Below are 25204 nucleotides of genomic sequence, written 5' to 3' on the forward strand. Positions count from 1 at the left end.
TCAGAATCGCACCACCTTTCAGGCTCCATGCCCAAGTCTTCCGCCCAGCCCGCTCCCGACCTCTTCGGCGACGATGCGTTGAACCCCGTCCCGGCCGCGCCCCTGGCCGAGAGCCATGAGCCGCGCGCCGACGCGGCGGTGACCAAGGGCGGCGGCTATTCGGCCAAGGACATCGAGGTCCTCGAAGGGCTGGAGCCCGTCCGCAAGCGGCCGGGCATGTACATCGGCGGCACCGACGAGCGGGCGCTGCACCATCTGTTCGCCGAGGTGCTGGACAACGCCATGGACGAGGCCGTCGCCGGCCACGCCAAGGTGATCACCGTCAGCCTCGACGCCGACGGCCAGCTCTCGGTCACCGACGACGGACGCGGCATCCCCGTCGACCCGCACCCGAAGCATCCGGGCAAGTCGGCGCTGGAAGTGATCATGACCGTCCTGCACTCGGGCGGGAAATTCTCGGGCAAGGCCTACGAGACCTCGGGCGGCCTGCACGGCGTGGGCGTGTCGGTGGTGAACGCGCTCTCCGAGCGCGTCGAGGTGACCGTCTGGAAGGACGGCTTCGAGTGGCGCCAGGCCTTCACCCGCGGCAAGCCGATCGGGCCGATCGAGAAGCTGGGGCCGACCCGCAAGAAGGGCACCCAGATCAGTTTCACGCCCGACCCGGTGATCTTCGGCGAGACCGTCGCGTTCAAGCCGGCCCGGCTCTACCGGATGGCGCGGTCGAAGGCCTACCTGTTCGGTGGCGTCGAGATCCGCTGGAAATGCGATCCCCAACTTCTCTCTGAAAATGGGCGCATCCACGACCAGACCCCGCCCGAGGCGACGTTCCGCTTCCCGAACGGCCTGGCCGACTTCCTGGCCGAGCGGATCAAGGGGCTGGAGACCACGACGCCCGAGCCGTTCAGCGGCCGCTACGAGCGCCCCGGCGAGACGGGCAAGGTCGAGTGGGCCGTGGCCTGGACGCCCGCCGGCTTCGGCGAAGCCGACGGCTTCATGCAGTCGTACTGCAACACCGTGCCGACGCCGGAGGGCGGGACGCACGAGAGCGGCCTGCGCGCGGCCCTGACCCGCGGCCTGAAGCAATACGCCGAACTGGTGGGCGAGAAGCGCGGCGGCCTGATCACCGCCGACGACGTGACGGCCCAGGCCGGCGCCCTGGTCAGCGTCTTCATCCGCGACCCGGAGTTCCAGGGCCAGACGAAGGAGAAGCTGTCCTCGTCCGAGGCCCAACGGCTGGTCGAGAAGGCCATCGCCGACCCCTTCGACCACTGGCTGACCGCGCAGCCGAAGGCCGCCAGCGCGCTGCTCCAGTTCGTCGTGGAGCGCGCCGAGGAGCGGCTGAAGCGGCGCAAGGAGAAGGAGGTCGCTCGCGCCTCGGCGACGCGCAAGCTGCGCCTGCCGGGCAAGCTGGCCGACTGCGCCGGCTCGTCCACGGAGGGCACCGAGCTGTTCCTGGTCGAGGGCGACTCGGCCGGCGGCTCGGCCAAGCAGGCGCGCGACCGCAAGACCCAGGCGATCCTGCCGCTCCGGGGCAAGATCCTGAACGTGGCCTCGGCCTCGATCGACAAGTTCGGCGGCAACAAGGAACTGTCGGACCTACTGCTGGCGCTGGGCGCGCAGGCGGGGGCGAAGTTCAGGGAGGAAGACCTCCGCTACGACCGTATCGTGATCATGACCGACGCCGACGTCGACGGCGCCCACATCGCGAGCCTGCTGATCACCTTCTTCTGGCGCACCATGCCGGACCTGATCCGCACCGGCCGGCTCTATCTCGCCCTGCCGCCGCTCTACCGCCTGAGCCACGGCGGCAAGGCCGTCTACGCGCGGGACAACGAACACCGCGACGAACTGCTGGCGACCGTCTTCAGGGGCAAGAAGCCCGAGACCAGCCGGTTCAAGGGCCTGGGCGAGATGATGCCCGGCCAGCTCAAGGAAACCACGATGGATCCGAAGACCCGCACGCTCGCGCGGGTCACCCTACCCCGCGCCGAGGAGCAGGTGGAGGACCTCGTGGAGCGCCTGATGGGCCGCAAGCCCGAGGCGCGTTTCCAGTTCATCCAGGAAAACGCCGAGTTCGCCGCGGCCGACCTGGACATTTAGCGCATCGAAAGTATGATCATCCACGCATATACATGGAGGGCGTCGTGGCGACCGTGCGCAAGACCATTACCCTCACGGACACGCAGGACAGTTGGATCAAGCGTCAGATCGACGTTGGCCGCTACACCAACGACAGCGAATGCCTGCGCGACCTGATCCGCCGCGAGCAGGAGCACGAGGACGATCTTCAGGCGATCCGCGACGCGCTGATCGAGGGCGAACGCAGCGGGCCGCCCGAGCCGTTCGATAGGGAAGCGTTCAAGCATTCCATGCGTCGTGGCTGAATATCGCCTCGCCCCGGCAGCGAGCAGGGACTTGGAGGCGATCTGGCGTTTCACGAGTGAACGTTGGGGTTTGGCGCAAGCGGATCGGTACGTCGACAACGTGACGGATGCTCTGGTCGCCCTCGCCCAGCATCCGCTCATCGCGCCGACCTGCGACCACATCCGACGCGGCTATCGTCGCTGGCCGGTCGAACGGCATCTGATCTATTTCGCGTCACCGACTATGGCGTGGCCGTCGCCCGGATTCTCCATGATCGAATGGACGCCCGGCGCCACTTTCGGTAGCCGTCCTGCGGCGCATGCACCCGCAGGCTGGAGCATGCGTTGACACGAGGGCGGCGAAACGTATGTTCCGCGCGCGCGGCGATCTCCGTCCGCGCCGCCGCGATGCGCCTTGCCCGATCCCGGGAGCGCGCCGCATCTTAAGTACCGAATGACCGAATTTTCAGACCTGGGGCTTTCGCCCGCGACCCTCGCCGCCGTCGCCGAGACCGGCTACACCACCGCAACGCCGATCCAGGCGAGCGCGATCCCGGTCGCCCTGGCGGGCCAGGATGTCCTGGGCATCGCCCAGACCGGCACCGGCAAGACCGCCGCCTTCACCCTGCCGATGATCGACAAGCTGGCCGCCGGCCGGGCCCGCGCCCGCATGCCGCGCGCTCTCGTCATCGCCCCCACCCGCGAACTGGCCGACCAGGTGGCCGCCAGCTTCGACAAGTACTCCAGGGGTCAGAAGCTGACGTGGGCGCTGCTGATCGGCGGCGTCTCGTTCACCGACCAGGAACTGAAGCTGGACCGCGGCGTCGACGTGCTGATCGCCACGCCGGGCCGCCTGCTCGACCACTTCGAACGCGGCAAGCTCCTGCTGACCGGCGTGCAGATCATGGTGGTCGACGAGGCCGACCGCATGCTCGACATGGGCTTCATCCCGGACATCGAGCGCATCTTCAAGCTGACGCCGCCGAAGAAGCAGACGCTGTTCTTCTCGGCCACCATGCCGCCCGAGATCACACGGCTGACCCAGCAGTTCCTGAAGAACCCGACCCGCCTGGAGGCCGCCCGCCCGGCGACCACCGCCGAGACGATCACCCAGCACCTGGTCCGCATCCCGACCGCCGATCCGAAGGCCAAGCGCACGGCGCTGCGCGCCCTGATCGAGGGCGAGGACGTGAAGAACGGCATCGTCTTCTGCAACCGCAAGAGCGAGGTCGATATCGTCGCCAAGTCGCTCAAGAAGTACGGCTTCGACGCGGCCCCGATCCACGGCGATCTCGACCAGGCCACGCGGATGCGCACGCTGGAGGCGTTCCGCAAGGGCGAGCTGAAACTGCTCTGCGCCTCGGACGTCGCGGCCCGCGGGCTCGACATCCCCGACGTGACCCACGTCTTCAACTACGACGTCCCGCACCACGCCGACGACTACGTCCACCGGATCGGCCGGACCGGGCGCGCCGGTCGCCTGGGCAAGGCGTTCATGATCGTGACGCCGGCCGACAGCCGCAACCTCGACAAGGTGCTGAAGCTGATCGGCAAGACGCCTGAAGAGACGACGCTGGAGGGCATCGACTGGGCCTCGATCAAGGACGAGCCCCGCAGCCCCCGTGGCGGCGGGCGCGACCGCGATCGCAGCCGCGGGCGCGAGCGCAGCGGACGCGACCGGGACCGCGGTCCCCGCGAAGGCCGCCCCGCCGGCGCCGAGGCGCTGGCTGCCGAAGCGGCGCCGAGGCCGTCGAGGCGTGGCCCGAGCGGCCCGAGCGCCCGGAACGCCCCTGAGCGCCCGCGCCGCGAGCGCCGGGAGCGTGACGCCGAGGCCCCTGCCCGCGCCGAACGTCCGGCGCGCGACGAGCGCCCGCCGCGCGAGGATCGCCCACGCCGCGACGAGCCCCGCCGCGACGACGGCCGGCGCCGCGATCGCGAGGATCGGGAGGACCGCGGCGTCCGCGGGTTCGGCGGCGATACGCCGGCGTTCCTGATGCGCCCGCCGCCGCGATCCACGGATGATTAACCGGCGCCTTTAACGGGTCGTTTGGGGTCGGCCCGTAGGGTCCCGGCCTATGTCGTCGGATATCGATTCCCTGCTGAGAGGCGCCAAGGCCTACGAACTGGCCAAGAGGGCGATCGACGCGATGGAGGCCCATCGCGTCTGGCCGACGGCGGTCAATTTCGAACTCTGGCTGCACTACGTGTCCTCGAAGGACAGCGAGGTGACGCAGCAGATCGCCTCGGTCATCGAGTCCGGCGAGCAGTTCACCGAACACATGGGCGAGGAGCTCGCCGCGAAGCACCTGCCCAGCGGCAAGCTGTCGGGTGAGCTGATCGACGCCGGCAAGAGCCTGACCGAGGAACTGGACAGCGTCTCCCGCGCCATCGAGTCGGCCCGCGAGACCAGCGAAGCCTACGGCCAGCAACTGGCCACCGCGTCGGAGTCGCTGCAGGGCGAGGACGCCGAGGCCGTCCGCGTGATGGTCGAGACCCTGTCGCAGGCCACCCGGCGAGTCCGGGACGAGAACTCGGCGCTGGAAAACCAGTTGGCCGAGACCACCGACGAACTGGGCAAGCTGCGCGAACACCTGGAGCAGGTGCGCCGCGAGGCGATGACCGACGGCCTGACCAACCTCGCGAACCGCAAGGCCTTCGACGAGGCGCTGGAGGCCGCCTGCCAGGGCCCGGTCACGCTGGCCATCGTCGATATCGACCATTTCAAGTCGTTCAACGACACCTGGGGCCACCAGACGGGCGATCAGGTCATTCGCTATGTGGCGAGCGTCATAGGTCGCATCGCCGAAGCCGGTCAGCGATTCGCCGCGCGTTACGGCGGTGAGGAATTCGCCGTGATCTTCCCGGGCGAAGCGCCTGGGGTCGCGCTGCAGGCGCTGGAGCAGGCCCGCGAGGAGATCAGTTCGCGCATCCTGAAGCGCCGCTCGACCAACGAGGACCTGGGCGCGATCACCATTTCGGGCGGGATCGCCGAGAAGCAGCCCGGCGAGACGCCGGTCATGCTGCTGGAGCGGGCCGACGAGGCGCTCTACGCGTCGAAGAACGCCGGCCGCAACCGCAACACCCTGGCCGGGCTGGACGAGGCCTCGAAGGCCAAGCCCAGGGCCGCCTAGGGCCGCACCGCGTTTTCGCCCTTGGCTGACGCGAGGGTATTCTGGCTTCGTTGACCGCGACAAAAGCTCAACGGAGGACGCCATGGACGGCGCGCAGACCCCCGCCAAGGTGAAGACGAGCGTCGAGGACGGCGTCGGCGTCATCACCCTTTCCGACCCCGGCACGCTGAACGCCGCGGGCATCGACCTGATGGGCGAGTTGCAGGCCGCGTTCGACGACTTCGCCTATGGCGACAAGGCCCGCGCGATCGTCATCACCGGCGAAGGCCGCGGCTTCTGTTCGGGCGCGAACCTGTCGGGCGGCAATTCCGCCAGCCGCGCGACCGATGCGACGACGGGCCCGAACCAGGCGCTGCTGCGCACCTTCAACCCGTTCGTGGCGGCGGTCCGCAAGTCGCCGAAGCCGCTGGTCTCGGCCGTGAACGGCGTGGCCGCCGGGGTGGGCGTCTCACTCGCCGTGGCCGCCGACCTCGTCGTGGCCGCCGAAAGCGCCTACTTCCTGCTGGCCTTCCGCCGCATCGGCTTGGTGCCGGACGGCGGCGCGACCTGGATGCTGCCGCGCCTGATCGGCAAGGCGCGGGCCATGGAGCTGATGCTGCTGGGCGAGAAGCTCCCGGCCAGGACGGCGGCCGAATGGGGCCTGATCAACAGGTGCGTCCCGGACGCCGAGCTGATGGACGCCGCCATGCAGTACGCCCGCGCCCTGGCCGACGGCCCGGCCTCCCTGGCGCTGACCCGCAACCTCGTCTGGGAGTCCCTCGACTCCGCCTGGCACGAACAACTGGAGGCGGAAGCCTACGCGCAAGGCGTCGCCGCACGCACCGGCGACGCCCGCGAAGGCATCATGGCCTTCGCCCAGAAACGCCCGGCGAAGTTCACGGGCCGCTAGCCGCCGCTTCCGCTTACAGGGTAAGGACCCTCGCGGGCGACGCCGCCGTTTGCGAGGGTCCATTCGTGCTGACCGTCCATCACCTCGAGAACTCCCGCTCGCAGCGCGTGCTGTGGCTCCTGGAGGAGCTGGAGGCGCCCTACGAGATCGTCCGCTACGCGCGCGATCCGAAGACGATGCTGGCGCCGCCGGAGCTGAAGGCCGTGCATCCGCTGGGCAAGTCGCCGGTGGTCACGGAGGACGGCGAGACGGTCGCCGAGACCGGCGCGATCATCGAGTACATCCTGGAGCGCTATGGCGCCGGTCGCCTCGCCGCCCCCGTGGGCACGCCCGAGTACCGCCGCCTGCGCTACTGGCTGCACTACGCCGAGGGCTCGGCCATGCCGCCGCTGCTGCTGAAGCTGGTGTTCGGCGAGATGGCGCCGCGCTCGCCCGCCATCGTGCGGCCGCTGGTCCGGACCATCGCCAGGCAGGCGCAGCAGGGCTTCATCGACCCCCAGGTGGCCGCGCACCTCGACTACATCGAGGGCGAACTGGAAAAGGCCGAGTGGTTCGCCGGGCCGGAGTTCAGCGCCGCCGACATCATGATGAGCTTCCCGCTGGAGGCCGCGGCCGAGCGGGCGGCGGCGCGCGTCGGGCGGCCCAGGCTGGCGGCCTTCCTGAAGCGGATCCACCAGCGGCCGGCCTACCGGCGGGCGCTGGAGCGCGGCGGCCCCTACGCCTACGCCGGGGATTAGGACCCTGGGCTGGGCGCGGCAGCGCCGTGTCGATTCAACCACGAAGAGCACCAAGACCACCAAGCCGCCACGGATGAGCGCGGCGCACTTCCCGGACCCTTCGTGATCTTGGTGTTCTTGGTGGTGAGAAATAGCGCGCCTGCGGCGCATGCTGAGCTGGCAGGTTGCGCGCGTTCCTAGGGCCGCGAGCGGCGGAGCTTCTCGAGTTCTTCCTCGATGAGACGGTCGCGGATGCCCTCGCCGTTCATGTAGACCGACGCGGCGTGCGCGCCGAGGCCGATGCCCCAGCCCAGCATCGGCCAGATCGGCCAGAAGTAATCGCCGAACGAGGTCATGACGTAGATCGCCGTCAGGCCGGCGTTGACCACCACGTAGGCCATGAGGTGGCTGCGGAAAGCCAGCTTCATATCGGCGCGGCGGATGGCCAGTCGGCGCAGTTCGACGTCGTCGGTCATGGGGTGTCCCGAGTTGCTGGACGCAGGATACCCCGTTCGGGCGATCCGTCGAGTTTCACTCGTGTAATGGTCAGGTCAGTCCAGCCTGGCCGGCTGGATCGTGACGCTCTCGCCGCAGCCGCAGGCGTCGGTCTCGTTGGGATTGCGGAACACGAACTTGGCGGAGAGCTTGGTGACCTCGTAGTCGATCACGGTGCCCAGCAGGAACAGCACCGCCTTGGGCTCGACCAGGATGGTCACGCCCTTGTCCTCGACCACCTCGTCCAGCGGACCGGCGGTCTCGGCGTACTCCAGGACGTATTCCTGCCCCGCACAGCCGCCGTTCTTCACGCCGACGCGCAGGCCCGCGTAGGGCTTCTCCGCCTTGCCCATGATCTCGCGCACGCGTTCGGCGGCGGCGTCGGTCAGGCTGACCACCTTGGGGCGCGGGCGGCGCGGGCGTGGGGCCGGGTTGATGTCGATGTGGGTCATCAGAACATGTTGAGCGCGAGCTTGGCTTCGTCGCTCATCCTCGAAGGGTCCCAGGGCGGGTCGAAGACCAGCTCGACCTTCACCGAGCGGACCTCCGGGATCTCGTTGACGGCATCCTGGACCCAGCCCGGCATCTCGCCGGCCACCGGGCAGCCCGGCGCGGTCAGGGTCATGTCGATCGCCACGTCCTTGTCGTCGGAGACGTCGACCTTGTAGACGAGGCCCAGCTCGTAGATGTCGACCGGGATCTCCGGGTCGTAGACCGTCTTCAGCTTCTCGATGAGCTGATCGGTGAGCGCGTCCAGCTCCGCCTGGGAAAGCGGCGGGGTGGCGGTCGGCTCTATGGCGGTCGCGTCGTCCATCGGGCTCATGAGGCTAAGCGAAGAATGCCTGAGTCTTCGTGAGCGCATCCACGAAGGCGTCGGCCTCTTCCAGGGTGTTATATAGGGCGAAGGAGGCGCGCGCGCTCGACGTCACGCCGAAACGCCGCATCAGGGGCTCGGCGCAGTGGGTCCCGGCTCGGACGGCCACCCCGTAGCGGTCGAGGATCTGGGCCACGTCGTGGGCGTGCGCGCCGTCGACGGTGAAGGACAGGATCGCCCCCTTCCCCGGCGCCTCGCCGATGACCTGCAGCCAGTTCGCGCCCGCCAGCCGCTCGCGCACGCGGGCGTAGAGCGCGTGCTCGTGCTCGGCGATGGCGAAGCGGTCCTGGGCCGACAGCCAGTCGACGGCCGCGCCCAGGCCGATGGCCTCCAGGATCGGCGGCGTGCCGGCCTCGAAGCGGTGCGGCGGGTCGGCGTAGGTGATCTCGTCCTTGCTGACGACGCCGATCATCTCGCCCCCGCCCTGGTACGGCGGCAAGGCGGCCAGGCGCTCGGCCTTGCCGTAGAGGACGCCGATGCCGGTCGGGCCATACAGCTTGTGGCCGGAGAAGACGTAGAAGTCGGCGTCGAGGTCCTTCACGTCCACCGGCTTGTGGACGATGGCCTGGCAGCCGTCGAACAGCACGAGCGCGCCCGCCTCGTGGGCCATCCGCGCCAGGGCCTTGGCGTCGTTGATCGTGCCCAGCACGTTCGACATGTGGCTGAGCGCCACGACCTTCGTCCTGGGACCCAGCAGGTCCTGGAAGGCCGCCAGGTCCAGGCGGCCGTCGTCGGTGACCGGGACCCACCTCAGCACCGTGCCCTTCTTTTCGCGCAGGAAGTGCCAGGGGACGATGTTGGCGTGGTGCTCCATCTCCGAGATCACGATCTCGTCGCCGGGCTCCAGCGTCGCGCCGATCCCAGCCGCCACCAGGTTCACCGCCTCGGTGCCGCCCTTGGTGAAGACGATCTCGGTGGGCGCGGCGCCCACGAACGCGGCCACCTTGTTGCGCGCGGCCTCGTAGGCGTCGGTGGTCTCGTTGGCCAGCGTGTGCAGGCCGCGGTGGACGTTGGCGTACGAGTGCTCCATCGCGTGCGTCATCGCCTCGATGACGGCGCGCGGCTTCTGGGCCGAGGCGGCGCTGTCCAGATAGACCAGCGGCCTGCCGTTGACCTGGCGCGAGAGGATCGGGAAGTCGGCGCGGATCGCCTCGGCGTCGAAGGCCATGTTCAGCCTCCCAGCCTTGCGGCGACCCAGGCGCGGACGACGTCGCGCGCGCCCTCGAACCAGATCCGGTCGACCACCTCGCCCACGAACGCCTCCGTGAGAATGGCGCGGGCCTCGGGCTCGGGGATGCCGCGCTGGCGGGCGTAGAACAGCGCATCCTCGTCCAGCCGGCCCACCGTATTGCCGTGGGCGCAGGAGACATCGTCGGCGTAGATCTCCAGCTCGGGCTTGGCGTCGACCTCGGCGCGGTCCGAGAGGATCAGGGCGTGGTGGCCCATGCGCGCGTCGGTCCTGTCGGCGCCCTCGGCGACCACGATGCGGCCCTGGAAGACGCCACGCGCCTGGTCGCGCACGACGCCCTTGGTGAGCTGCCCGGTGACGCCGTCGAGGCCCTCGTGGGTGACCACGGTCGTGAGGTCGGCGTGGCGCTTGTCGGCCAGCAGGTAGACGCCGTCGAGGCGCAGGGCCGCGTGGCCGCCTGGATGGTGGACCGTCGTCTCGATCCGCTGGCGGCGGGCGCCGGCGGTCACCACGGTCTGGCCGAACTCGGCGCCGGCCGCGAGCTGGACCTCGGCCTGGCTCACCGTCACACCCTCGGCGTCGTCCGAGGCCAGCACGATCCGTTCCACCTGCGCGCCGGCGCCCAGGCTGAAGACGAGCTGCGTCTGGCTGAGGTAGCCGCCCTGCCCCTCATAGCTCTCCAGCAGGCGAAGCTTCGCATCGGCCTCGACGTCGATCGACACGCGGGCGGCGTGGCTGCCGTCGCCGCGGGAGACGATGCGCAGTGCGACGATGCGCTTGCCGTGCGGCTCCACGCTGACGTGCGCCGCGCCCTCGCCGTTGGCGACCACCACGACCTCGTCGGCCAAGGCGTCGAACGGGCCCGCGCCGACGGCGCCGGTGGGCGCCGAGGCGGGCGGCACCTCGCGGATCAGGCCGCGCAGGTCGGTCCAGCGCCAGTCCTCGTCGCGCTTGCCGGGCAGTTCGGCGGCGTCGCGGATGCGGATGGCGGAGGCGACGCTCATGCGGCGGCTCCGCCAACAAAAGCTGTCATCCCGGTTTGGGCGCAGCCCAAGACCGGGACCCAACCCGGGGCCTGGCGTCGATGGGGCAGGACGAGAACGACCCCGGCGGCGCGCCTGGTCTGGAGAGATCGACGTTTCGTGGCGCGTTGGGTCCCGGTCTTCGCTTGCGGCGAAACCAGGATGACAATCGGGGTTTGGTAAAAGGGCGTCACGCCGCGGCCCTCGCGTACTTGTCGTAGCCCTCGCGCTCCAGCTCCAGGGCCAGCTCGGGGCCGCCCGAGGCGACGATGCGGCCGGCCGAAAGCACGTGGACGCGGTCGGGTTTGATGTAGTCGAGCAGGCGCTGGTAGTGGGTGATCACCAGCATGGCGCGGTCGGGCGAGCGGAGCGCATTCACGCCATCGGCGACGATCCGCAGGGCGTCGATGTCGAGGCCCGAGTCGGTCTCGTCGAGGATCAGGAAGCGCGGCGAAAGCATCGCCATCTGAAGGATTTCCATGCGCTTCTTCTCACCGCCGGAGAAGCCGACGTTGAGCGCGCGCTTCAGCATGTCGAAGTCGATCCGGAGCTCGGCGGCCTTGGCGCGGGCCAGCTTCAGGAACTCCGGCGCGCTGACCTCGGGCTCGCCGCGCGCCTTCTTCTGGGCGTTCAGCGCCGTGCGGATGAAGGTGAGCGCCGGGACGCCCGGAATCTCCAGCGGATACTGGAACGACAGGAAGACGCCCTTGGCCGCGCGCTCGTTCGGCTCCAGCGCCAGCAGGTCCTCGCCGTCCAGGGTCGCGGAGCCCTGGGTGACCTCGTAGCCCTGGCGGCCCGTCAGCACGTAGCTCAGCGTCGACTTGCCGGCGCCGTTCGGGCCCATGATGGCGTGGACCTCGCCGGCGGGCACCTCCAGGCTGAGGCCCTTCAGGATCTCCTTGCCGTCGACGGAGGCGTGCAGGTCTTGGACGGAAAGCATCTTCAGCGGGTCTCGTCGGCGAGGAACTGGGCCATGACCTTCAGCGCGTCCTCGACGCCCTCGACGGTCTCTTGCTTGCGGGGCGCGGTGGAGCCGGGGCTCGCGGTGCGCTTGTCGGACAGGGTGACGCTCGCCTTGCCCGCCTCGAAGTAGGCGGCGATCCGATAGGCCTTGTGGTCGAGCGAGACGGTGTAGCGGCGCAGGTCCGCCGAAAGCGCCCGCGCCTTCAGGAAGTCGCCGTCGGCGCTCACCGCCTCGTGCAGCGCCCTGGCCGAGGCGAGGTCCTGCTCCTGCTGGCGCCGCTCGGCCTCGTCGCGGGCGCGCCGCTCCATCTCGCGCCGGGCGAACTCGGTCTCGAACGCGTCCTTCAGCGTGAGCGCCTTGGACTTCTGCGCCTTGATCGTCATCCCACGCTCCCTTCCAGGGAGATCGCGACCAGCTTCTGGGCCTCGACGGCGAACTCCATGGGGAGTTCCTGCAGGACGTCCTTGACGAAGCCGTTGACGAGGAGCTGGACGGCCTCTTCCTGGCTGAGGCCGCGCTGCATGGCGTAGAAGAGCTGGTCTTCGGAGAGGCGCGTGGTCGTCGCCTCGTGCTCGAACACCGCCTGGCCGTTGCGGGCCTCGATGTAGGGCACTGTGTGGGCGGCGCAGGACTTGCCGATGAGCAGGCTGTCGCACTGGGTGAAGTTGCGCGCGCCCTTCGCCTTCGGGTGGGCCGAGACGAGGCCGCGATAGGTGTTGGTGCTCTTCCCGGCGCTGATGCCCTTGGAGATGATGCGCGAGCGGGTGTTGGCGCCCAGGTGAATCATTTTGGTGCCGGTGTCCGCCTGCTGGCGGCCATTGGTGATGGCGATCGAGTAGAACTCGCCCGAGCTCTCGTTCCCGCGCAGGACGCAGGACGGGTACTTCCAGGTGATCGACGAGCCGGTCTCGACCTGGGTCCAGGAGACCTTCGAGCGGTCGCCGCGGCAGTCGGCGCGCTTGGTGACGAAGTTATAGATGCCGCCCTTCCCGGTCTCGGGATCGCCCGGGTACCAGTTCTGGACGGTGGAGTACTTGATCTCCGCGTCGTCGAGGGCGACCAGCTCGACCACGGCGGCGTGGAGCTGGTTCTCGTCGCGCATCGGGGCGGTGCAACCCTCCAGGTAGCTGACGTAGGCGCCCTTGTCGGCGACGATCAGGGTGCGCTCGAACTGGCCCGAATTCTCGGCGTTGATCCGGAAGTAGGTCGAGAGCTCCATCGGGCAGCGCACGCCCGGGGGCACGTAGACGAAGCTGCCGTCCGAGAAGACCGCGCTGTTCAGGCAGGCGAAATAGTTGTCGCTGACCGGCACGACCGAGCCCAGGTAGCGGCGCACCAGGTCGCCGTGCTCGCGGATCGCCTCGCTCATCGAGCAGAAGATGACGCCGGCCTGGGCCAGCTCCTTCTTGAAGGTGGTGACCACGCTGACGCTGTCGAACACGGCGTCCACGGCATAGCGCGGCGCGCCCTGCACGCCGGCCAGCACTTCCTGCTCCTTCAGCGGGATGCCGAGCTTCTTGTAGGTCTCCAGCAGGTCGGGATCGACCTCGTCGAGGCTCTTGGGGCCCTCCTTCGCCTTCGGGGCCGCGTAATAGTAGCTGTCCTGGTAGTCGATGCGCGGGAAGCTGACCTTGGCCCAGGCGGGCTCCTCCAGCGCCAGCCAGCGCTCGAAGGCGTCGAGGCGCCATTGCAGCATCCACTCGGGCTCGTCCTTCTTGGCCGAGATGAAGCGGACGATGTCGGCGTTCAGGCCCTTGGGCGCGAAGTCCTGCTCGATGTCGGTGACGAAGCCGTGCTTGTACTTTTCCAGGCTGGCGACGTGTTCGACGGTCTGTTTGACGGCGGCCATTACGCGACTTCCTTCCGCCGCGCGGCGTGGCGGGCATGCGCTTCGAGCCAGGCGTCGGCGAAGCCGTTCCAGTCTTCGGCGGTGGAGCACCAGCCGCCCGAGACGCGGATGGCGCAGGGGGCGAGGTCTTCGAGTCCCATGGCGGTGAGCACGGGCGAGGCCTTCACCTTGCCCGACGAGCAGGCCGAGCCCGCGCTGATCATCACGCCCGCGAGGTCGAGGGCCATGACCTGCAGGTCCGACGTCCAGCCGGGCGCGGCGACGCAGAGGGTGTTGGGCAGGCGCGGGGCGCCCTCGCCGATCACGACGGCGCCGGCGGCCTCGAGGCGCCGGGCGGCGGCGTCACGGAACGCCGCCTGCGAGGACAGACCCTCGACCGCGATCTGAGCCGCCGCGCCGAAGCCGCTGATTCCGGGGAGGTTCTCGGTGCCGCCGCGCCGGCCGCGCTCCTGCCCGCCGCCGTGCTGGCGGCGCGACAGCGTGGCGCGGGGGCCGAAGGTGAGCGCGCCCACGCCCTGCGGCCCGCCGATCTTGTGCGCGGAGATCGCCAGCGTGTCGGCGCCCAGCGCGCGGCTGTCGACGGGGATCTTGCCGGCGGCCTGGATCGCGTCGACGTGCAGCCAGCCGTCGGCGGCGCGGACGATCCCGGACGCCTCCTTCACCGGCTGGATCACCCCGGTCTCGTTGTTGGCCAGCATCAGGGCCACGAACGGCTTGCCGTCGGCGGGGTCCCAGCGGGACAGGCGTTCGCGCAGCCAGTCGAGGTCGGCGGTCCCGTCGCGGGTCACGGGCAGCACTTCGAACGCCACGCCCGAGGCGGCGGCGCTCTCGCGGATGGAGTCATGCTCGACGGCCGAGACGATCAGGCGGCGGGTCCCCGCGGCCACGGCGCTCTCGATGGCCAGCGCATTGGCCTCGGTGCCGCCGCTCAGGAAGATCACCGTCGAGGTCGGCGCCGCGATCAGCTTCGCCACATGCTCGCGCGCCTGCTCCATGACGGCGCGGGCCGTGCGGCCGGCGGCGTGGATGGACGACGGGTTGCCCACATTCTCCATCACCTTCGTCATCGCGGCGATGGCTTCCGGCCGGACCTTCGCGGTGGCGTTATGGTCGAGGTAGACGCTCATGCGGCGGCCCTGCCGCGCAGCCGGCCGCCGACGACGTCGGCGAGGGTGACCGAGGCCAGGTAGTCCTCGATCCTGTCGCCCAGGGCGGCCCAGAGGTCGTGGGTCAGGCAGCGTTCGCCCCGGATCATGCAGCCCTTGCCGGCGTGGCAGCGGGTGGCGCGCAGCGGCTCGTCCACGGCGTGGACGATCTCGGCGATGGAGGTCGCCGCGGCCTCGCGCGCCAGGCGGTAGCCGCCCCCGGGGCCGCGCGCGCTCTTCACCAGGCCCTTGCGGCGCAGGCGGGCGAACAGTTGCTCCAGGTAGCTGAGCGAAATCTCCTGCCGCGCGGCGATGTCGGCCAGGGCCACGGCGCGGACGGCCTCGCTTTCGCGGCGCGCCAGGTCGGCCATCGCCATCACGGCATATCGGCCTTTCGTGGAGAGACGCATGGCAGTCCTTTTGTCCCTTGGGGGGGCCAATGCAGTTTTCGCGCGCATCCGGGGCGTCCTATGTTATGAGCCCCCGCCCTGCGGGGACCGGGTCGCGCCGGATGGTTGCGACTTAGGAAGACCGAGTAAAACAGTCAAGTATTATGCGGGAGGTAGGGTTCGCATGCCTGAAGTGGTGCTGACGGGTGCAGCCGGCCGGATCGAGGGCCGTTATTCCCAGGGCAAGAGCGAGACCGCGCCGGTCGCCCTGATCCTGCATCCCCACCCGAGGGCCGGCGGGCAGATGAACAATCCCGTCGCGGTGCAGCTCTTCCACCTGTTCATGAAGCGCGGCTTCTCGGTGCTGCGGTTCAATTTCCGCGGCGTCGGCCGTTCGCAGGGCGAGTTCGACGGCGGCATCGGCGAGCTGGCCGACGCGGCGACGGCGCTGGACTGGCTTCAGAGCACCAACCCGGCCGCCTCGCAGTGCTGGGTGGCCGGGTACTCGTTCGGCGCCTGGGTGGGCATGCAACTGCTGATGCGGCGCCCGGAGACGGACGGCTTCATCTCGGTCTCGCCGCCGACCAACGCCTACGACTTCAGCTTCCTGGCCCCCTGCCCGGCCTCGGGCCTGATCCTGCACGGCCAGAACGACAGCGTGGTCCCGCCGGTCGACGTGGAGCGCGTCGTTTCGAAGCTGCGCACCCAGAAGGGCATCGTGATCGACTACGACGTGGTCGACGGCGCCAGCCACTTCTGGATGGAGAACCTGCCCGACGTGGAGAGCCGCGTCGGCGCCTATCTCGACAAGCGCCTGGAAGCCAACCCGGCCTGAGCAGGGTCGCCGAGCAACTCGCCCTATCTGTCGGGCAGGCATCGCAACGCTTAGTTAGAACCGCCGCGCGTGCGTCCGCTTCAGGGCCGAGACCGCGGAGGCGGTGAAGGCGGCTGACCGACGCGCGGCGCTGCGGTCCGGGGCAAGACCGCCGAGGTCGCCGCCTTCAGGCGTGGTCAGCCGCCAGGACCAGGCCTCGCCGGCCGCCGCGAGGGAGAGGCGGTAGCCGGGTGTGGGTGAGAGGGGCTCGTCCATGATCCCAGCGTGCGCCGCCGCCGTGCAGGGGGTCCGCAGGCGCATGTGGAGATTTCGTGCATTTCCTTTCCCGCCTGCGGGAAAGGGGGACCGTCCGCCGACCCCGGCGAAGGCCGGGGGAAGAGCGGATGGTGGAAAGGGAAAGCGGCCGGCAGGGCGGTTCCTTCAGCCTGAACTGAACGCCGAGCTTGAGGCTTTCCCTCTCCACCACTCGCTCTTCGCTGCGCTCGGCGAGCGGTTCCCCTCTCCCGCAAGCGGGAGAGGCAGGGCTACGCAGCCCTCGGCAGGGTCACGCGGAAGGTTGCGCCGGGGCCGGGGGCGAGTTCGATGCGGCCCTGGCTGGCGGCCAGCAGGGAGCGGGCGATGGACAGGCCGAGGCCGGTGCCGCCCTGGGCGCGGCGGCTGGTGAAGAAGGGCTCGAACAGGCGCTCGCGGTCAGCCTCGGGGACCCCCGGACCGTCGTCGGAGACGGTGACGACGACATCCTCGCCCTCGACCGCGGCCCGCACCCGCGCCCGCTTCGCGCCGGCCTGGCGGGCGTTCTGCAGCAGGACGGTCAGCACGCTCTCCAGCGTGGTGGCCGGCGCGGCCACGGCCGGAAGGTCCGAGGGCGCGTCGACGGCGACCGCGAAGGCCTCCGCGGCCTGGGCGTCCACGGTGCGGCGGACGGCCTCGGCGAGGTCCGCCGAGACGCCGGCCTCGGGCAGCGCCATGTCGGCGCGGGCGAGGTCCAGCAGGCGGGTGACGAGCTGCGAGAGGCGATCGCTGTCGCCGGCGATGTTGTCGAGGAACCGGCGGCGCTCGGCCGGCGACATGGTCTCGAAGTGGTCCTGCAACAGCTCGACGGCGCCGCCGATGCCGGCGAGCGGGGTCTTGAACTCGTGGCTGACCGCGGCGGCGAAGTCGCGGAGGTAGCCGGATCGCCGCTCGATCCGCTCGGCCATGGCGCGGAAGTCCACGTAGAGGTCGCGGATCTCGCGCGCCGCCGTGCGCGGCGTGGGCGGGATCTCGCCGCCGCCGGCCGCCACCTGGCGCGAGGCGGCGCTCAGCTTCTCGATCGGCCCGGCGACACCGCGGGAGACCAGGCCCGACAGCATCACCAGGATGCCGAGGATCAGCGCCGCGCCGAAGATGATCTTGCCGCGGTCCTCGTAGAGCCCCCGGAACAGCGCCCGTGGCGAGCGCGAGAGCAGGAGCACCCCCTTCACCTGGCCGCCGGCGACGATGGGCCGGGCGTGGTGCAGGCGGATGCCGGAGGCCTTGGAGAGCCACTCGAACGACGACTGCCGCTCCAGGTCGCCGTTGATCCGCATCACGGTGTACGGCCGCCCCGAGAGCGCCCAGCGCACCTCGGGCAGCCCCGAGAAGTCGCGCCCGTACCCCTGCCCGGCCACGCCGTAGCCGTGCCGGTCCAGGATGTAGACGGAGGCCAGCGTCGTCTGGAGCGTGCGCTCGATCACCGGGTTGATCCGCCGGGCCACGTAGACGGCGTCGGGGTCCAGGGCGTTGCGGGTCTTCCGCATCCAGGGCCGTTCGGGCAGCACCTGGCCCAGCGTGAGGTCGATGCTGGTGAACTCGGGCCGGTAGTAGCCCTCGGGCGGGTCGACGGGCTTGGGCGGCGGCGGCGGCGCACCGGGCCATTCGATGGCCGCCACCGCCGCCAGGGCCGCGCCCTGCGCCACCAGCTCGGCCTCGGTCTGGCGCACCACGGTGTTCTCGTAGACCCGCAGGTAGAGCGCCGCGAACCCCGGCATGGCGGCGGCGAACAGCAGCACCGCGAACAGGATCCAGCGCAGACGCAGCGGCGGCCACCAGCGCCCGACCCAGTCCTTGAAGGCCTCGATCACGTGTCGGTCACGCCGGCGCGGCGCCCTGGCAGGCGCCCAGGCGGTAACCGACCCCGGCGCGGGTCTCGACCACGTCGTTCGCGCCCAGCGCCGCGAACTTGCCGCGCAGGTTGCGCACGTGGCTGTCGATGGTGCGGTCGGTGATGGCGAAGCCCGGACCGTGCAGCCGGTCGATGATGGCGTCGCGGGTGAAGACGCGCGCCGGCCCGCCCATCAGGATCTTCAGGATGCCGAACTCGGTGACGGTCAGCGGCGCCTCGCGGTCGTCCCACTTCGCCACCCAGCTCTCGGGATCGAGCGTGAGGCGGCCGTGGCTCATCGGCGCGTCGGCCTTGGCGGCGGGGCCGGCGTTGCGGGCGCGGCGCAGGATGGCCTGGACGCGGGCCACCACCTCGCGGGGGCTGAAGGGCTTGGTCACGTAGTCGTCGCCGCCCAGCTCGATGCCGAGCACGCGGTCGATCTCGTCGTCGCGGGACGACAGGAACAGGATCGGCAGGTCGCCCTGGGCGCGCAGCCGCCGGCACACCTCCAGCCCGTCCAGCTTCGGCATGTTGATGTCGAGCACCACGAGGTCCGGCGCGGCCTTGGCCACCTGGACGAGCGCGGCCTCGCCGTCCTCGGCCTCGCGGGCGCTGAGCCCCGCCTTCTCGAGGGCGAAGACGAGGAGCTGGCGGATGTGCGGATCGTCGTCGACGACGAGGACCTGGGGCATGAAGGTCATGTTCTCGGGTTCGCGGCTGGGGTCAATGGAGGGCTTGGCGGGACAGGCTGGGGCTTCGGCGGCGGCGGGCAGGCGTTGCAGCCGCAGGGCGTGAGGTCGTGGCGCGGCGGGTTCGGGCCGAGGATGGCGTCGACCTGCTGCAGGCGGCGCGCGTCACGCCAGCGCCAGCCCAGCGGCTGCGCCTGGCGTTTGCGCAGGGCCTTCACCAGATCCTCGCGGGTGTCAGAGACCTGGCAGAGCAGCGTGGGCGGCATCGCGCGGCGTTCGAGCCGGGCGAGGGGCACGACGGCGGCGCCGTCCAGTTGGTACATGTACCAGACGTCGAGGTTCACGCCGTCGCCGCCGAGTTCGCGGGCGTGCCGGATGTTCCAGTTGGCCGCGATGCTGCCGAGGTCGACGACGCTGCAAACGGCGAGGATCAGGCCCACGGCCGTCAGGTTGGCGTTGATCAGCCAGCCCGCGCTCCTGGCGCGCAGCAGTCGCCAAAGGATCAGCAGGAGGCCCGTGGCCACAAGGCCCATCCAGAGCAGCGCGGCGATACGCATGCGGGTGAGCGAGTAGGCGTCGATGTAGTCGAGGGTGCGCAGCGCGGTGGAGGCGACGAGGAACACGTTCTGCGCCACCCAGGCGATCACCAGGGCGCGGACCAGCGGGCGGCTTGCGGTCTGCGAACCGGGCCGCAGGAAGGCCAGCACGAACAGGCCGGCCAGCAGCGCCGTGGCGATCAGCGGGTAGGCGCCCTGGTGGGCGTAGTCGGCGAAGCTGACGCCGTCCGGCAGGCCCGCGCCGCTCCAGAGGAACGCGATGTCGAGGCCGTTCTGGATCGCGAAGACCACGTTGAAGACCGCCAGAGCCGCGGTGATCGAGGCGGCGGTCGCGCCGGGCAATGTCAGGTCGCGGTCGAGGCCGGGGGTGCGCAGGGTGCGGCGCAGGCCGCGGGGCCGCAGCACCGCCCAGATCGGCAGGCCCAAGACGATCCAGAAGACCAGCCGCCCCGGCTCGAACGCCGGCAGGCTGAAGCCGCGGAAGAAGCCGGCCATGACCGGGTTGGCGACGACGAAGAGCTGGAGGAACACCAGGCCGCCGACCGCCGGCAGGGCCGCGGCCAGCAGCACCGCGGTGATCTTCAGCGGCCGCGAGCGGGCGCGGGCCTTCAGCGCACGGCGGATATCGACCAGCGGGCCGACGATGGCCTTGAGGCCGCCGATCAGCAGCCGCTGGAACCAGCGCCAGCCGTCATCGCCGCGAGGAGCTCGCGGCGCGAGGGCGGCGACCGCCATCGCCAGCGCCCATAGCAGGAAGCCGATGAAGCTGGGCCGCTCGAACGGCAGCAGCGCCAGGGCCAGCGCCGCGGCGAGGGCCAGCAGCGCCAGATGGCTGCGCCGGATCGCCGGGCTGGCGAGCGCCAGGCTGAGCGTGGCGGCGGCGAGCAGGACGCCGAAGTTCAGGCCCAGCCCGTCCTTGTCGAAGAACAGGACGTCGCCGATGGCGACCACGGCGACCAGGAGGACCGCCTTGAGCCAGAAGCTTCCGCGTCGCAGCGCCATGCCGTGGTCCCCACTCCAACTGAGGACATCGTGCGCCAAGACCCGAGGACGAGCGCCCAAGCGGACGTCCTCAGGCGGCGCGGTTCATGTGCAGATTTGGTGCAGGGCGGCCGATCCGCCCTACCCCGCCCCATGAACGTCATCCCGCGGCCTGTCCGCGGGACCCAGGAACGCCGCCGGCGCCAGCAAGACTGCGGCGGTGACGCTGCGGATCACCGCGTGACTCTTGTGTTCATGGGTCCCGCGGACGAGCCGCGGGATGACGTTCGGAAGGGGATGCGGAAGCGCCTACGCCTTGAGTTCCAGGCCTTTCAGCGAGCCCTCGGCGCGCCAGTCCTCCAGCACCTTCACGAAGGCCACGGGGCCGGCGCCGTAGGAGCCGTTCTGCTTGGCCATCCGTTCGGGGGCGCCCTCGTTGTTGTAGTAGCCGGGGGTGCATTCCTTGAGGAACGCCTCGCGCATCAGGCTGAGGTCGACGATGGTCTTCACCCAGGTCGCCTCGGCGTCCTCGGAGGGCTCGATGGTGCGCGCCTGCCGCCCCCGCGCTTCGGTCACGAGGTAGGCGATATGCTTCGACTGCTCGTTGATCATGTGCGGGAAGTTGGCCGTGAAGCCCGACTGCACGTTCGAGACGATGAAGCAATTGGGGAAGCCGCGGCTCAGCACGCCGTGCAGGGTTGAGGCGCCGGTCGACCACTTCCCGGTCAGGCTCTGGCCGCCCTTGCCGTAGAGCTCGTAGCCCGAGCGGCGGACGTAGCTGGTGCCCACCTCGAAGCCCGTCGCGTAGACGAGGCAGTCGATCTCGTAGTGCTGGCCGTTGGCCCAAATGCCGGTCTCGTCGATGCGCTCGACGCCCTTGCCCTGCGTGTCGACCAGCTCGACGTTCGGGCGGTTGAAGGTGGTCAGGTACTCGTCGTGGAAGCAGGGCCGCTTGCAGAACTGGTTGTACCAGGGCTTCAGCGCCTCGGCGGCGGCCGGGTCCTGCACGGTCGAGTCCACGCGGGCGCGGACCTGCTCCATCTTCTTGAAGTCGGCGAGTTGCATCAGCTCGGCCGGGTTGCCCACCGCTTCGCCGGCCTCGGCCTTGCGGCGCGCGAGCAGCAGGATGTTGCCGATGATGTCGGTCCAGCCGTCGTTGACCAGGTCCTTGTCGGCGAAGCCGCCGGAGACGAGGACGTTGAAGTTGTCCATCCGCTCCTGCTGCCAGCCGGGCTGGAGGCTTGCGGCCCACTCGGGATCGGTCGGGCGGTTCGCGCGGACGTCGATCGACGAGGGCGTGCGCTGGAAGACGTAGAGCTGCTTCGCCCACTCGCCGAGGTGCGGGATGCACTGCACCGCCGTGGCGCCCGTGCCGATGATGCCGACGCGCTTGTCCTTCAGCCCGGTGAGGCCGCCGTCCGAATTGCCGCCCGTGTAGTCGTAGTCCCAGCGGCTGGTGTGGAAGCTGTGCCCCTTGAAGCTCTCGACGCCGGGAATGCCGGGCAGCTTCGGCCGGTGCAGCGGGCCGTTGGCCATGACCACGAAGCGGGCCTTCAGCGCGTCGCCGCGGTTGGTGGAGACGGTCCAGCGGGCGGCCGCCTCGTCCCAGCGCATCTCGGTGACTTCGGTCTGGAACAACGCCCCCTTGTAGAGGCCGAACTTCTCGCCGATGGCGCGGCTGTGGCGCAGGATCTCGGGCGCGCGGCTGTACTTCTCGACCGGCAGGTAGCCGACCTCTTCCAGCAGCGGCAGGTAGATGTAGCTCTCGATGTCGCAGGCGGCGCCGGGATAGCGGTTCCAGTACCAGGTGCCGCCGAAGTCGCCGCCCTTCTCGATGATGCGGATGTCCTCGACGCCGGCCTCCTTGAGCCGCGCCGCCGCGAGCTGGCCGCCGAAGCCGCCGCCGACCACCACCACCTCGACCTCGTCGGTCACGGGCGCGCGGTCGACCTTCCGGACGTAGGGGTCCTCGAGGTAGTGGGCGAACTGCCCGGCGATCTCGACGTACTGCTCGTTGCCGTCCCGGCGGACGCGCTTGTCGCGCTCGGCGCGGTACCTGTCGCGCAGGGCGCCCGGATCGAAGCCCAGGTCATCGCCCCCCGTGATCTCCGGCTTGTCGTCGGCCATCGCGTCCTCCCGCTGACTTATCAGCGATCAGCGTGCCGAACGATCGTTTGACGGGCAAGTGTGACGTGGGGTCACTGATCACCCCAGTTCGTCATGGCCCGGCTCGTCCGGGCCACCCATTGGGCTGTGAGTTGGCGATCATCCGCGGCGTCGATGCCGCGCTCCAACATGAGGCTCACAGCCCAGTGGGTCCCCCGGACAAGCCGGGGGATGACGATCAGGAGGGCTAGCTAGGGCCGCACGACCTTGCCGCCGGTCATAGGCGTGGGAACCCCCGTGGTCTTCGGGAACGAGATCGGCAGGCCGCGGTGGACGCGGACGGCGAGGAAGGCGATGGCCTCGGCTTCGATGGCGTCGCCGCGCCAGCCGTGGTCCTCGGCGGGGCGGACGGGCACGGGCAGGCGCTCGGCCAGCGCCTTCATGATCTCGGGATTGTGCCGCCCGCCGCCGGTGACGATCACCTCGCGCGGATCGGTGCGCAGGCTCTCGAAGCCGCGCTTCACGGCCTCTGCGGCGAAGGCGACCAAGGTGGCGGCGGCGTCCTCCAACTGGAGCGCCTCCAGCGGCTCCAGCGAGAAGTCGTGGCGGTCGAGCGACTTCGGCGGCCGGGCGGTGAAGTAGGGATGGGCCAGGAGCGCGCGCACCACGCCCTCGTCGGCGCGGCCGACGCTGGCGTACTTGCCGCCCGCGTCGTAGCGGCCCGCGCCGCGCGCCTGGACCAGCAGGTCGAGCATCCCGTTGCCGGGGCCGGTGTCGAAGGCGGCGATGTCATCGCCGCCGGTCCAGAGCGTCAGGTTCGCCACGCCGCCGACGTTCAGCACGGCGAGCGGCGGCTTCAGGCCGGAGGCCTTGGCGCGGGCCAGATGGTAGGCGGGCGCGATCGGCGCGCCCTCCCCGCCCGCCGCGACGTCGGCCGAGCGGAAGTCGTAGACCACGGGCCGGCCGCAGAGCTTCGCCAGCAGCGCCGCGTCGCCCAACTGGACCGTTCGGCCGGGCACGCCCGGCTTCGGCCGCTCGTGCAGCACCGTCTGGCCGTGCATGCCCACGAGGTCGAGGTCGGGGAACGACAGGCCGTTCTCCTGCAGGAACGCCTCGGCGGCCGCGTGGTGCTCCTCGGCGATCATCTCGGCGGCGTGATGGAAGATCGGTGGCTCCGGCTCGCCCCGCGGCCACTTCAACGCCTGCTGGGTCGCTTCCAGGACGACGTTGCGGGTGGCGTCGCTGAGCTTGCGCTCGCCGGCCGGGCCGAAGCTCAGGATCTTCTCGCCGTCCGTATCGAGGACCGCCATGTCGACGGCGTCCAGCGAGGTCCCGGTCATGAATCCCAGCGCGAGCATGGGGACCTTGACTGCCATGAGCCGCGCCCGGTAGCTAGCCCGCCATGATCGGTCCTGCCGCCCTCACTGGCCGCTATTACCGCCTGCGATCCTAGCAGGCGACCGATCCCACGCGCCTGCCACCTCGGCCGGCGCCTCATCCGACAAACAGAGATCGCCGGCCCCAACTCACCTGGAGCCTGCCATGTCCCTCGAAATCCTCGGCCGCCCTGTGCTAGAGGCCGCCGCGCCCGACCGCGAGATTCCCCGAATGCCCGAAACCGCCTTCAAGTCCGAGTTCCTGCAGGTGATGCAGTCGCGCGGCTACATCCACCAGATCACCCATCCGGAGGAGCTGGACGAGGCGGCGAGCAAGGGGGTGATCACGGCCTACGTCGGCTACGACGCCACCGCGCCCAGCCTGCACATCGGCAACCTGATCACCATCATGATGCTGCGCCGGCTGCAGCAGACCGGCCACAAGCCGATCGTCATCGTGGGCGGCGGCACGACCAAGGTCGGCGACCCGTCCGGCAAGGACGAGACGCGCCAGTTGCGCACGCACGACGAGATCCAGGGCAACATCGCCACGCAGAAGCAGGCGTTCGCGAAGTTCCTGCGGTTCGGCGACGGCCCGACCGACGCCATGCTGGTCGACAACGACGAGTGGCTGTCGAAGCTGGGCTACATCGACTTCCTGCGCGAGTACGGCGTCCACTTCACGATCAACCGCATGCTGGCGTTCGACTCCGTGAAGCTGCGGCTGGACCGCGAGCAGCCGCTGACCTTCATCGAGTTCAACTACATGCTCATGCAGGCCACCGACTTCCTGGAGCTGTGGCGCCGCTACGGCTGCCAGTTGCAGATGGGCGGCTCGGACCAGTGGGGCAACATCGTCAACGGCGTGGAGCTGATCCGCCGCGTCGAGGGCAAGCCCGCGTTCGGCCTGACCACGCCGCTGCTGTCGACCGCATCGGGCCAGAAGATGGGCAAGACCGCCCAGGGCGCGGTGTGGCTGAACGCCGACATGCGCTCTGCGTACGACTACTGGCAGTTCTGGCGGAACACCGAGGACGCCGACGTGGGCCGCTTCCTGAAGCTGTTCACCGACCTGCCCCTGGACGAGATCGCGCGGCTGGAGGCGCTGCCGGGGGCGCAGATCAACGAGGCCAAGAAGGTTCTCGCCAACGAGGCCACGCGGATGCTGCACGGCGACGCCGAGGCCGAGAAGGCCGCCGCGGCGGCGCAGGCGGCGTTCGTGGACGGCGCGCTCTCGGCCGACCTGCCGACGCACGAGACGCCCGCGGCGGGGCTCGAGGCGGGCGTGCAACTCGCCGACCTCGCGGTCGCGGCGGGGCTCGCCGGCTCCAAGGGCGAGGCGCGCCGCCTGGCCCAGGGCGGCGGCCTGCGCGTGAACGACAAGGCCGAAGCCGACGCCAACCGCCTGATCACCCATGGCGACCTCGTCGACGGCGTGGTGAAACTCGGCGCCGGAAAGAAGAAGATCGTGCTGGTGAAGCCCGTCTGACCCGTTCCCTCCCTTGATGGGGA

General features: G+C 70.1%; 25 protein-coding genes. 9 read left to right on the plus strand and 16 right to left on the minus strand.

Features of this window, described 5'->3' with window-relative positions:
* Positions 1 to 27: 27 nt before the first annotated feature.
* The 7 genes from parE to KF737_RS08450 all read left to right on the plus strand — a co-directional run bounded on the left by parE (position 28) and on the right by KF737_RS08450 (position 7120).
* Complete coding sequence (gene parE / locus KF737_RS08420) at positions 28 to 2100, plus strand: DNA topoisomerase IV subunit B (RefSeq protein WP_296452951.1); 2073 nt, start codon at positions 28 to 30, stop codon at positions 2098 to 2100.
* A gap of 44 nt (positions 2101 to 2144) precedes the next feature.
* Positions 2145 to 2384, plus strand: a complete 240-nt coding sequence (locus KF737_RS08425; protein ID WP_296452955.1) for a type II toxin-antitoxin system ParD family antitoxin — start codon at positions 2145 to 2147, stop codon at positions 2382 to 2384.
* A 31-nt stretch (positions 2385 to 2415) separates the two neighbouring features.
* Positions 2416 to 2712 carry a type II toxin-antitoxin system RelE/ParE family toxin gene (locus KF737_RS08430; RefSeq protein WP_296452957.1) on the plus strand — a complete coding sequence of 99 codons (297 nt, stop codon included), beginning with the start codon at positions 2416 to 2418 and terminating at the stop codon, positions 2710 to 2712.
* Positions 2713 to 2817: 105 nt separating this feature from the next.
* Positions 2818 to 4389: a DEAD/DEAH box helicase gene (locus KF737_RS08435; RefSeq protein WP_296452960.1), complete on the plus strand. Its 1572-nt coding sequence runs from the start codon at positions 2818 to 2820 to the stop codon at positions 4387 to 4389.
* A gap of 49 nt (positions 4390 to 4438) precedes the next feature.
* Entirely contained in the window at positions 4439 to 5494 is a 1056-nt protein-coding gene (locus KF737_RS08440; protein ID WP_296452963.1) for a GGDEF domain-containing protein, read from the plus strand.
* An 82-nt stretch (positions 5495 to 5576) separates the two neighbouring features.
* Positions 5577 to 6383, plus strand: coding sequence for an enoyl-CoA hydratase/isomerase (locus tag KF737_RS08445; protein WP_296452965.1), 807 nt, complete (start codon positions 5577 to 5579; stop codon positions 6381 to 6383).
* Between the two features lie 65 nt (positions 6384 to 6448).
* On the plus strand, positions 6449 to 7120 hold the full coding sequence (locus tag KF737_RS08450; RefSeq protein ID WP_296452967.1) for a glutathione S-transferase: 672 nt from the start codon (positions 6449 to 6451) through the stop codon (positions 7118 to 7120).
* 176 nt (positions 7121 to 7296) lie between these two features.
* Here KF737_RS08450 and KF737_RS08455 read toward each other — a convergent pair whose 3' ends face one another.
* From KF737_RS08455 to KF737_RS08500, 10 genes are all read right to left on the minus strand, one after another.
* The gene (locus KF737_RS08455; RefSeq protein ID WP_296452968.1) at positions 7297 to 7575 is read right to left on the minus strand and encodes a 2TM domain-containing protein; all 279 of its coding nucleotides are present in this window, start codon (positions 7573 to 7575) and stop codon (positions 7297 to 7299) included.
* 75 nt (positions 7576 to 7650) lie between these two features.
* Positions 7651 to 8046, minus strand: a complete 396-nt coding sequence (locus KF737_RS08460; protein ID WP_296452971.1) for an iron-sulfur cluster assembly accessory protein — start codon at positions 8044 to 8046, stop codon at positions 7651 to 7653.
* Positions 8046 to 8408: an SUF system Fe-S cluster assembly protein gene (locus tag KF737_RS08465; RefSeq protein WP_296452974.1), complete on the minus strand. Its 363-nt coding sequence runs from the start codon at positions 8406 to 8408 to the stop codon at positions 8046 to 8048. Before KF737_RS08465 ends, KF737_RS08460 begins: the two co-directional genes overlap by 1 nt.
* Before the next feature lie 13 nt (positions 8409 to 8421).
* Positions 8422 to 9636, minus strand: coding sequence for an aminotransferase class V-fold PLP-dependent enzyme (locus KF737_RS08470; protein WP_296452977.1), 1215 nt, complete (start codon positions 9634 to 9636; stop codon positions 8422 to 8424).
* Between the two features lie 2 nt (positions 9637 to 9638).
* On the minus strand, positions 9639 to 10661 hold the full coding sequence (sufD, locus tag KF737_RS08475) for a Fe-S cluster assembly protein SufD (protein ID WP_296452983.1): 1023 nt from the start codon (positions 10659 to 10661) through the stop codon (positions 9639 to 9641).
* Positions 10662 to 10869: 208 nt separating this feature from the next.
* Positions 10870 to 11619, minus strand: coding sequence for a Fe-S cluster assembly ATPase SufC (gene sufC / locus KF737_RS08480; protein ID WP_296452985.1), 750 nt, complete (start codon positions 11617 to 11619; stop codon positions 10870 to 10872).
* 2 nt (positions 11620 to 11621) lie between these two features.
* On the minus strand, positions 11622 to 12026 hold the full coding sequence (locus tag KF737_RS08485; protein WP_296452988.1) for a hypothetical protein: 405 nt from the start codon (positions 12024 to 12026) through the stop codon (positions 11622 to 11624).
* Positions 12023 to 13492, minus strand: coding sequence for a Fe-S cluster assembly protein SufB (gene sufB / locus KF737_RS08490; protein ID WP_296452992.1), 1470 nt, complete (start codon positions 13490 to 13492; stop codon positions 12023 to 12025). Before sufB ends, KF737_RS08485 begins: the two co-directional genes overlap by 4 nt.
* Positions 13492 to 14619, minus strand: a complete 1128-nt coding sequence (locus KF737_RS08495) for a cysteine desulfurase family protein (protein ID WP_296452995.1) — start codon at positions 14617 to 14619, stop codon at positions 13492 to 13494. Before KF737_RS08495 ends, sufB begins: the two co-directional genes overlap by 1 nt.
* A complete protein-coding gene (locus tag KF737_RS08500) occupies positions 14616 to 15047 on the minus strand; it encodes an Rrf2 family transcriptional regulator (RefSeq protein ID WP_296452997.1) in 432 nt (143 codons plus the stop codon). Before KF737_RS08500 ends, KF737_RS08495 begins: the two co-directional genes overlap by 4 nt.
* Positions 15048 to 15210: 163 nt before the next feature.
* On the opposite strand from KF737_RS08500, the gene KF737_RS08505 reads away from it, so the two are divergent.
* Positions 15211 to 15861: an alpha/beta hydrolase gene (locus tag KF737_RS08505; protein ID WP_296453001.1), complete on the plus strand. Its 651-nt coding sequence runs from the start codon at positions 15211 to 15213 to the stop codon at positions 15859 to 15861.
* Between the two features lie 54 nt (positions 15862 to 15915).
* On the opposite strand, the gene KF737_RS08510 is transcribed toward KF737_RS08505, so the two are convergent.
* The 6 genes from KF737_RS08510 to KF737_RS08535 form a co-directional block, all read right to left on the minus strand.
* Positions 15916 to 16116, minus strand: a complete 201-nt coding sequence (locus tag KF737_RS08510; protein ID WP_296453005.1) for a hypothetical protein — start codon at positions 16114 to 16116, stop codon at positions 15916 to 15918.
* Between the two features lie 269 nt (positions 16117 to 16385).
* Positions 16386 to 17963 (minus strand): HAMP domain-containing sensor histidine kinase, encoded by a 1578-nt coding sequence (locus tag KF737_RS08515; protein ID WP_296453006.1) that lies wholly within the window; start codon positions 17961 to 17963, stop codon positions 16386 to 16388.
* A gap of 7 nt (positions 17964 to 17970) precedes the next feature.
* Entirely contained in the window at positions 17971 to 18684 is a 714-nt protein-coding gene (locus tag KF737_RS08520) for a response regulator transcription factor (protein ID WP_296453009.1), read from the minus strand.
* Positions 18681 to 20231: a DUF4173 domain-containing protein gene (locus KF737_RS08525; protein ID WP_296453013.1), complete on the minus strand. Its 1551-nt coding sequence runs from the start codon at positions 20229 to 20231 to the stop codon at positions 18681 to 18683. Before KF737_RS08525 ends, KF737_RS08520 begins: the two co-directional genes overlap by 4 nt.
* A gap of 288 nt (positions 20232 to 20519) precedes the next feature.
* On the minus strand, positions 20520 to 22337 hold the full coding sequence (locus KF737_RS08530) for an NAD(P)/FAD-dependent oxidoreductase (RefSeq protein WP_296453016.1): 1818 nt from the start codon (positions 22335 to 22337) through the stop codon (positions 20520 to 20522).
* Between the two features lie 230 nt (positions 22338 to 22567).
* The gene (locus KF737_RS08535; RefSeq protein WP_296453018.1) at positions 22568 to 23692 is read right to left on the minus strand and encodes an anhydro-N-acetylmuramic acid kinase; all 1125 of its coding nucleotides are present in this window, start codon (positions 23690 to 23692) and stop codon (positions 22568 to 22570) included.
* Between the two features lie 232 nt (positions 23693 to 23924).
* On the opposite strand from KF737_RS08535, the gene tyrS reads away from it, so the two are divergent.
* A complete protein-coding gene (gene tyrS, locus KF737_RS08540) occupies positions 23925 to 25181 on the plus strand; it encodes a tyrosine--tRNA ligase (RefSeq protein WP_296453021.1) in 1257 nt (418 codons plus the stop codon).
* The last annotated feature ends 23 nt before the right edge of the window (positions 25182 to 25204 follow it).

Source organism: Phenylobacterium sp., from assembly GCF_019636135.1.
GTDB lineage: Bacteria > Pseudomonadota > Alphaproteobacteria > Caulobacterales > Caulobacteraceae > Phenylobacterium.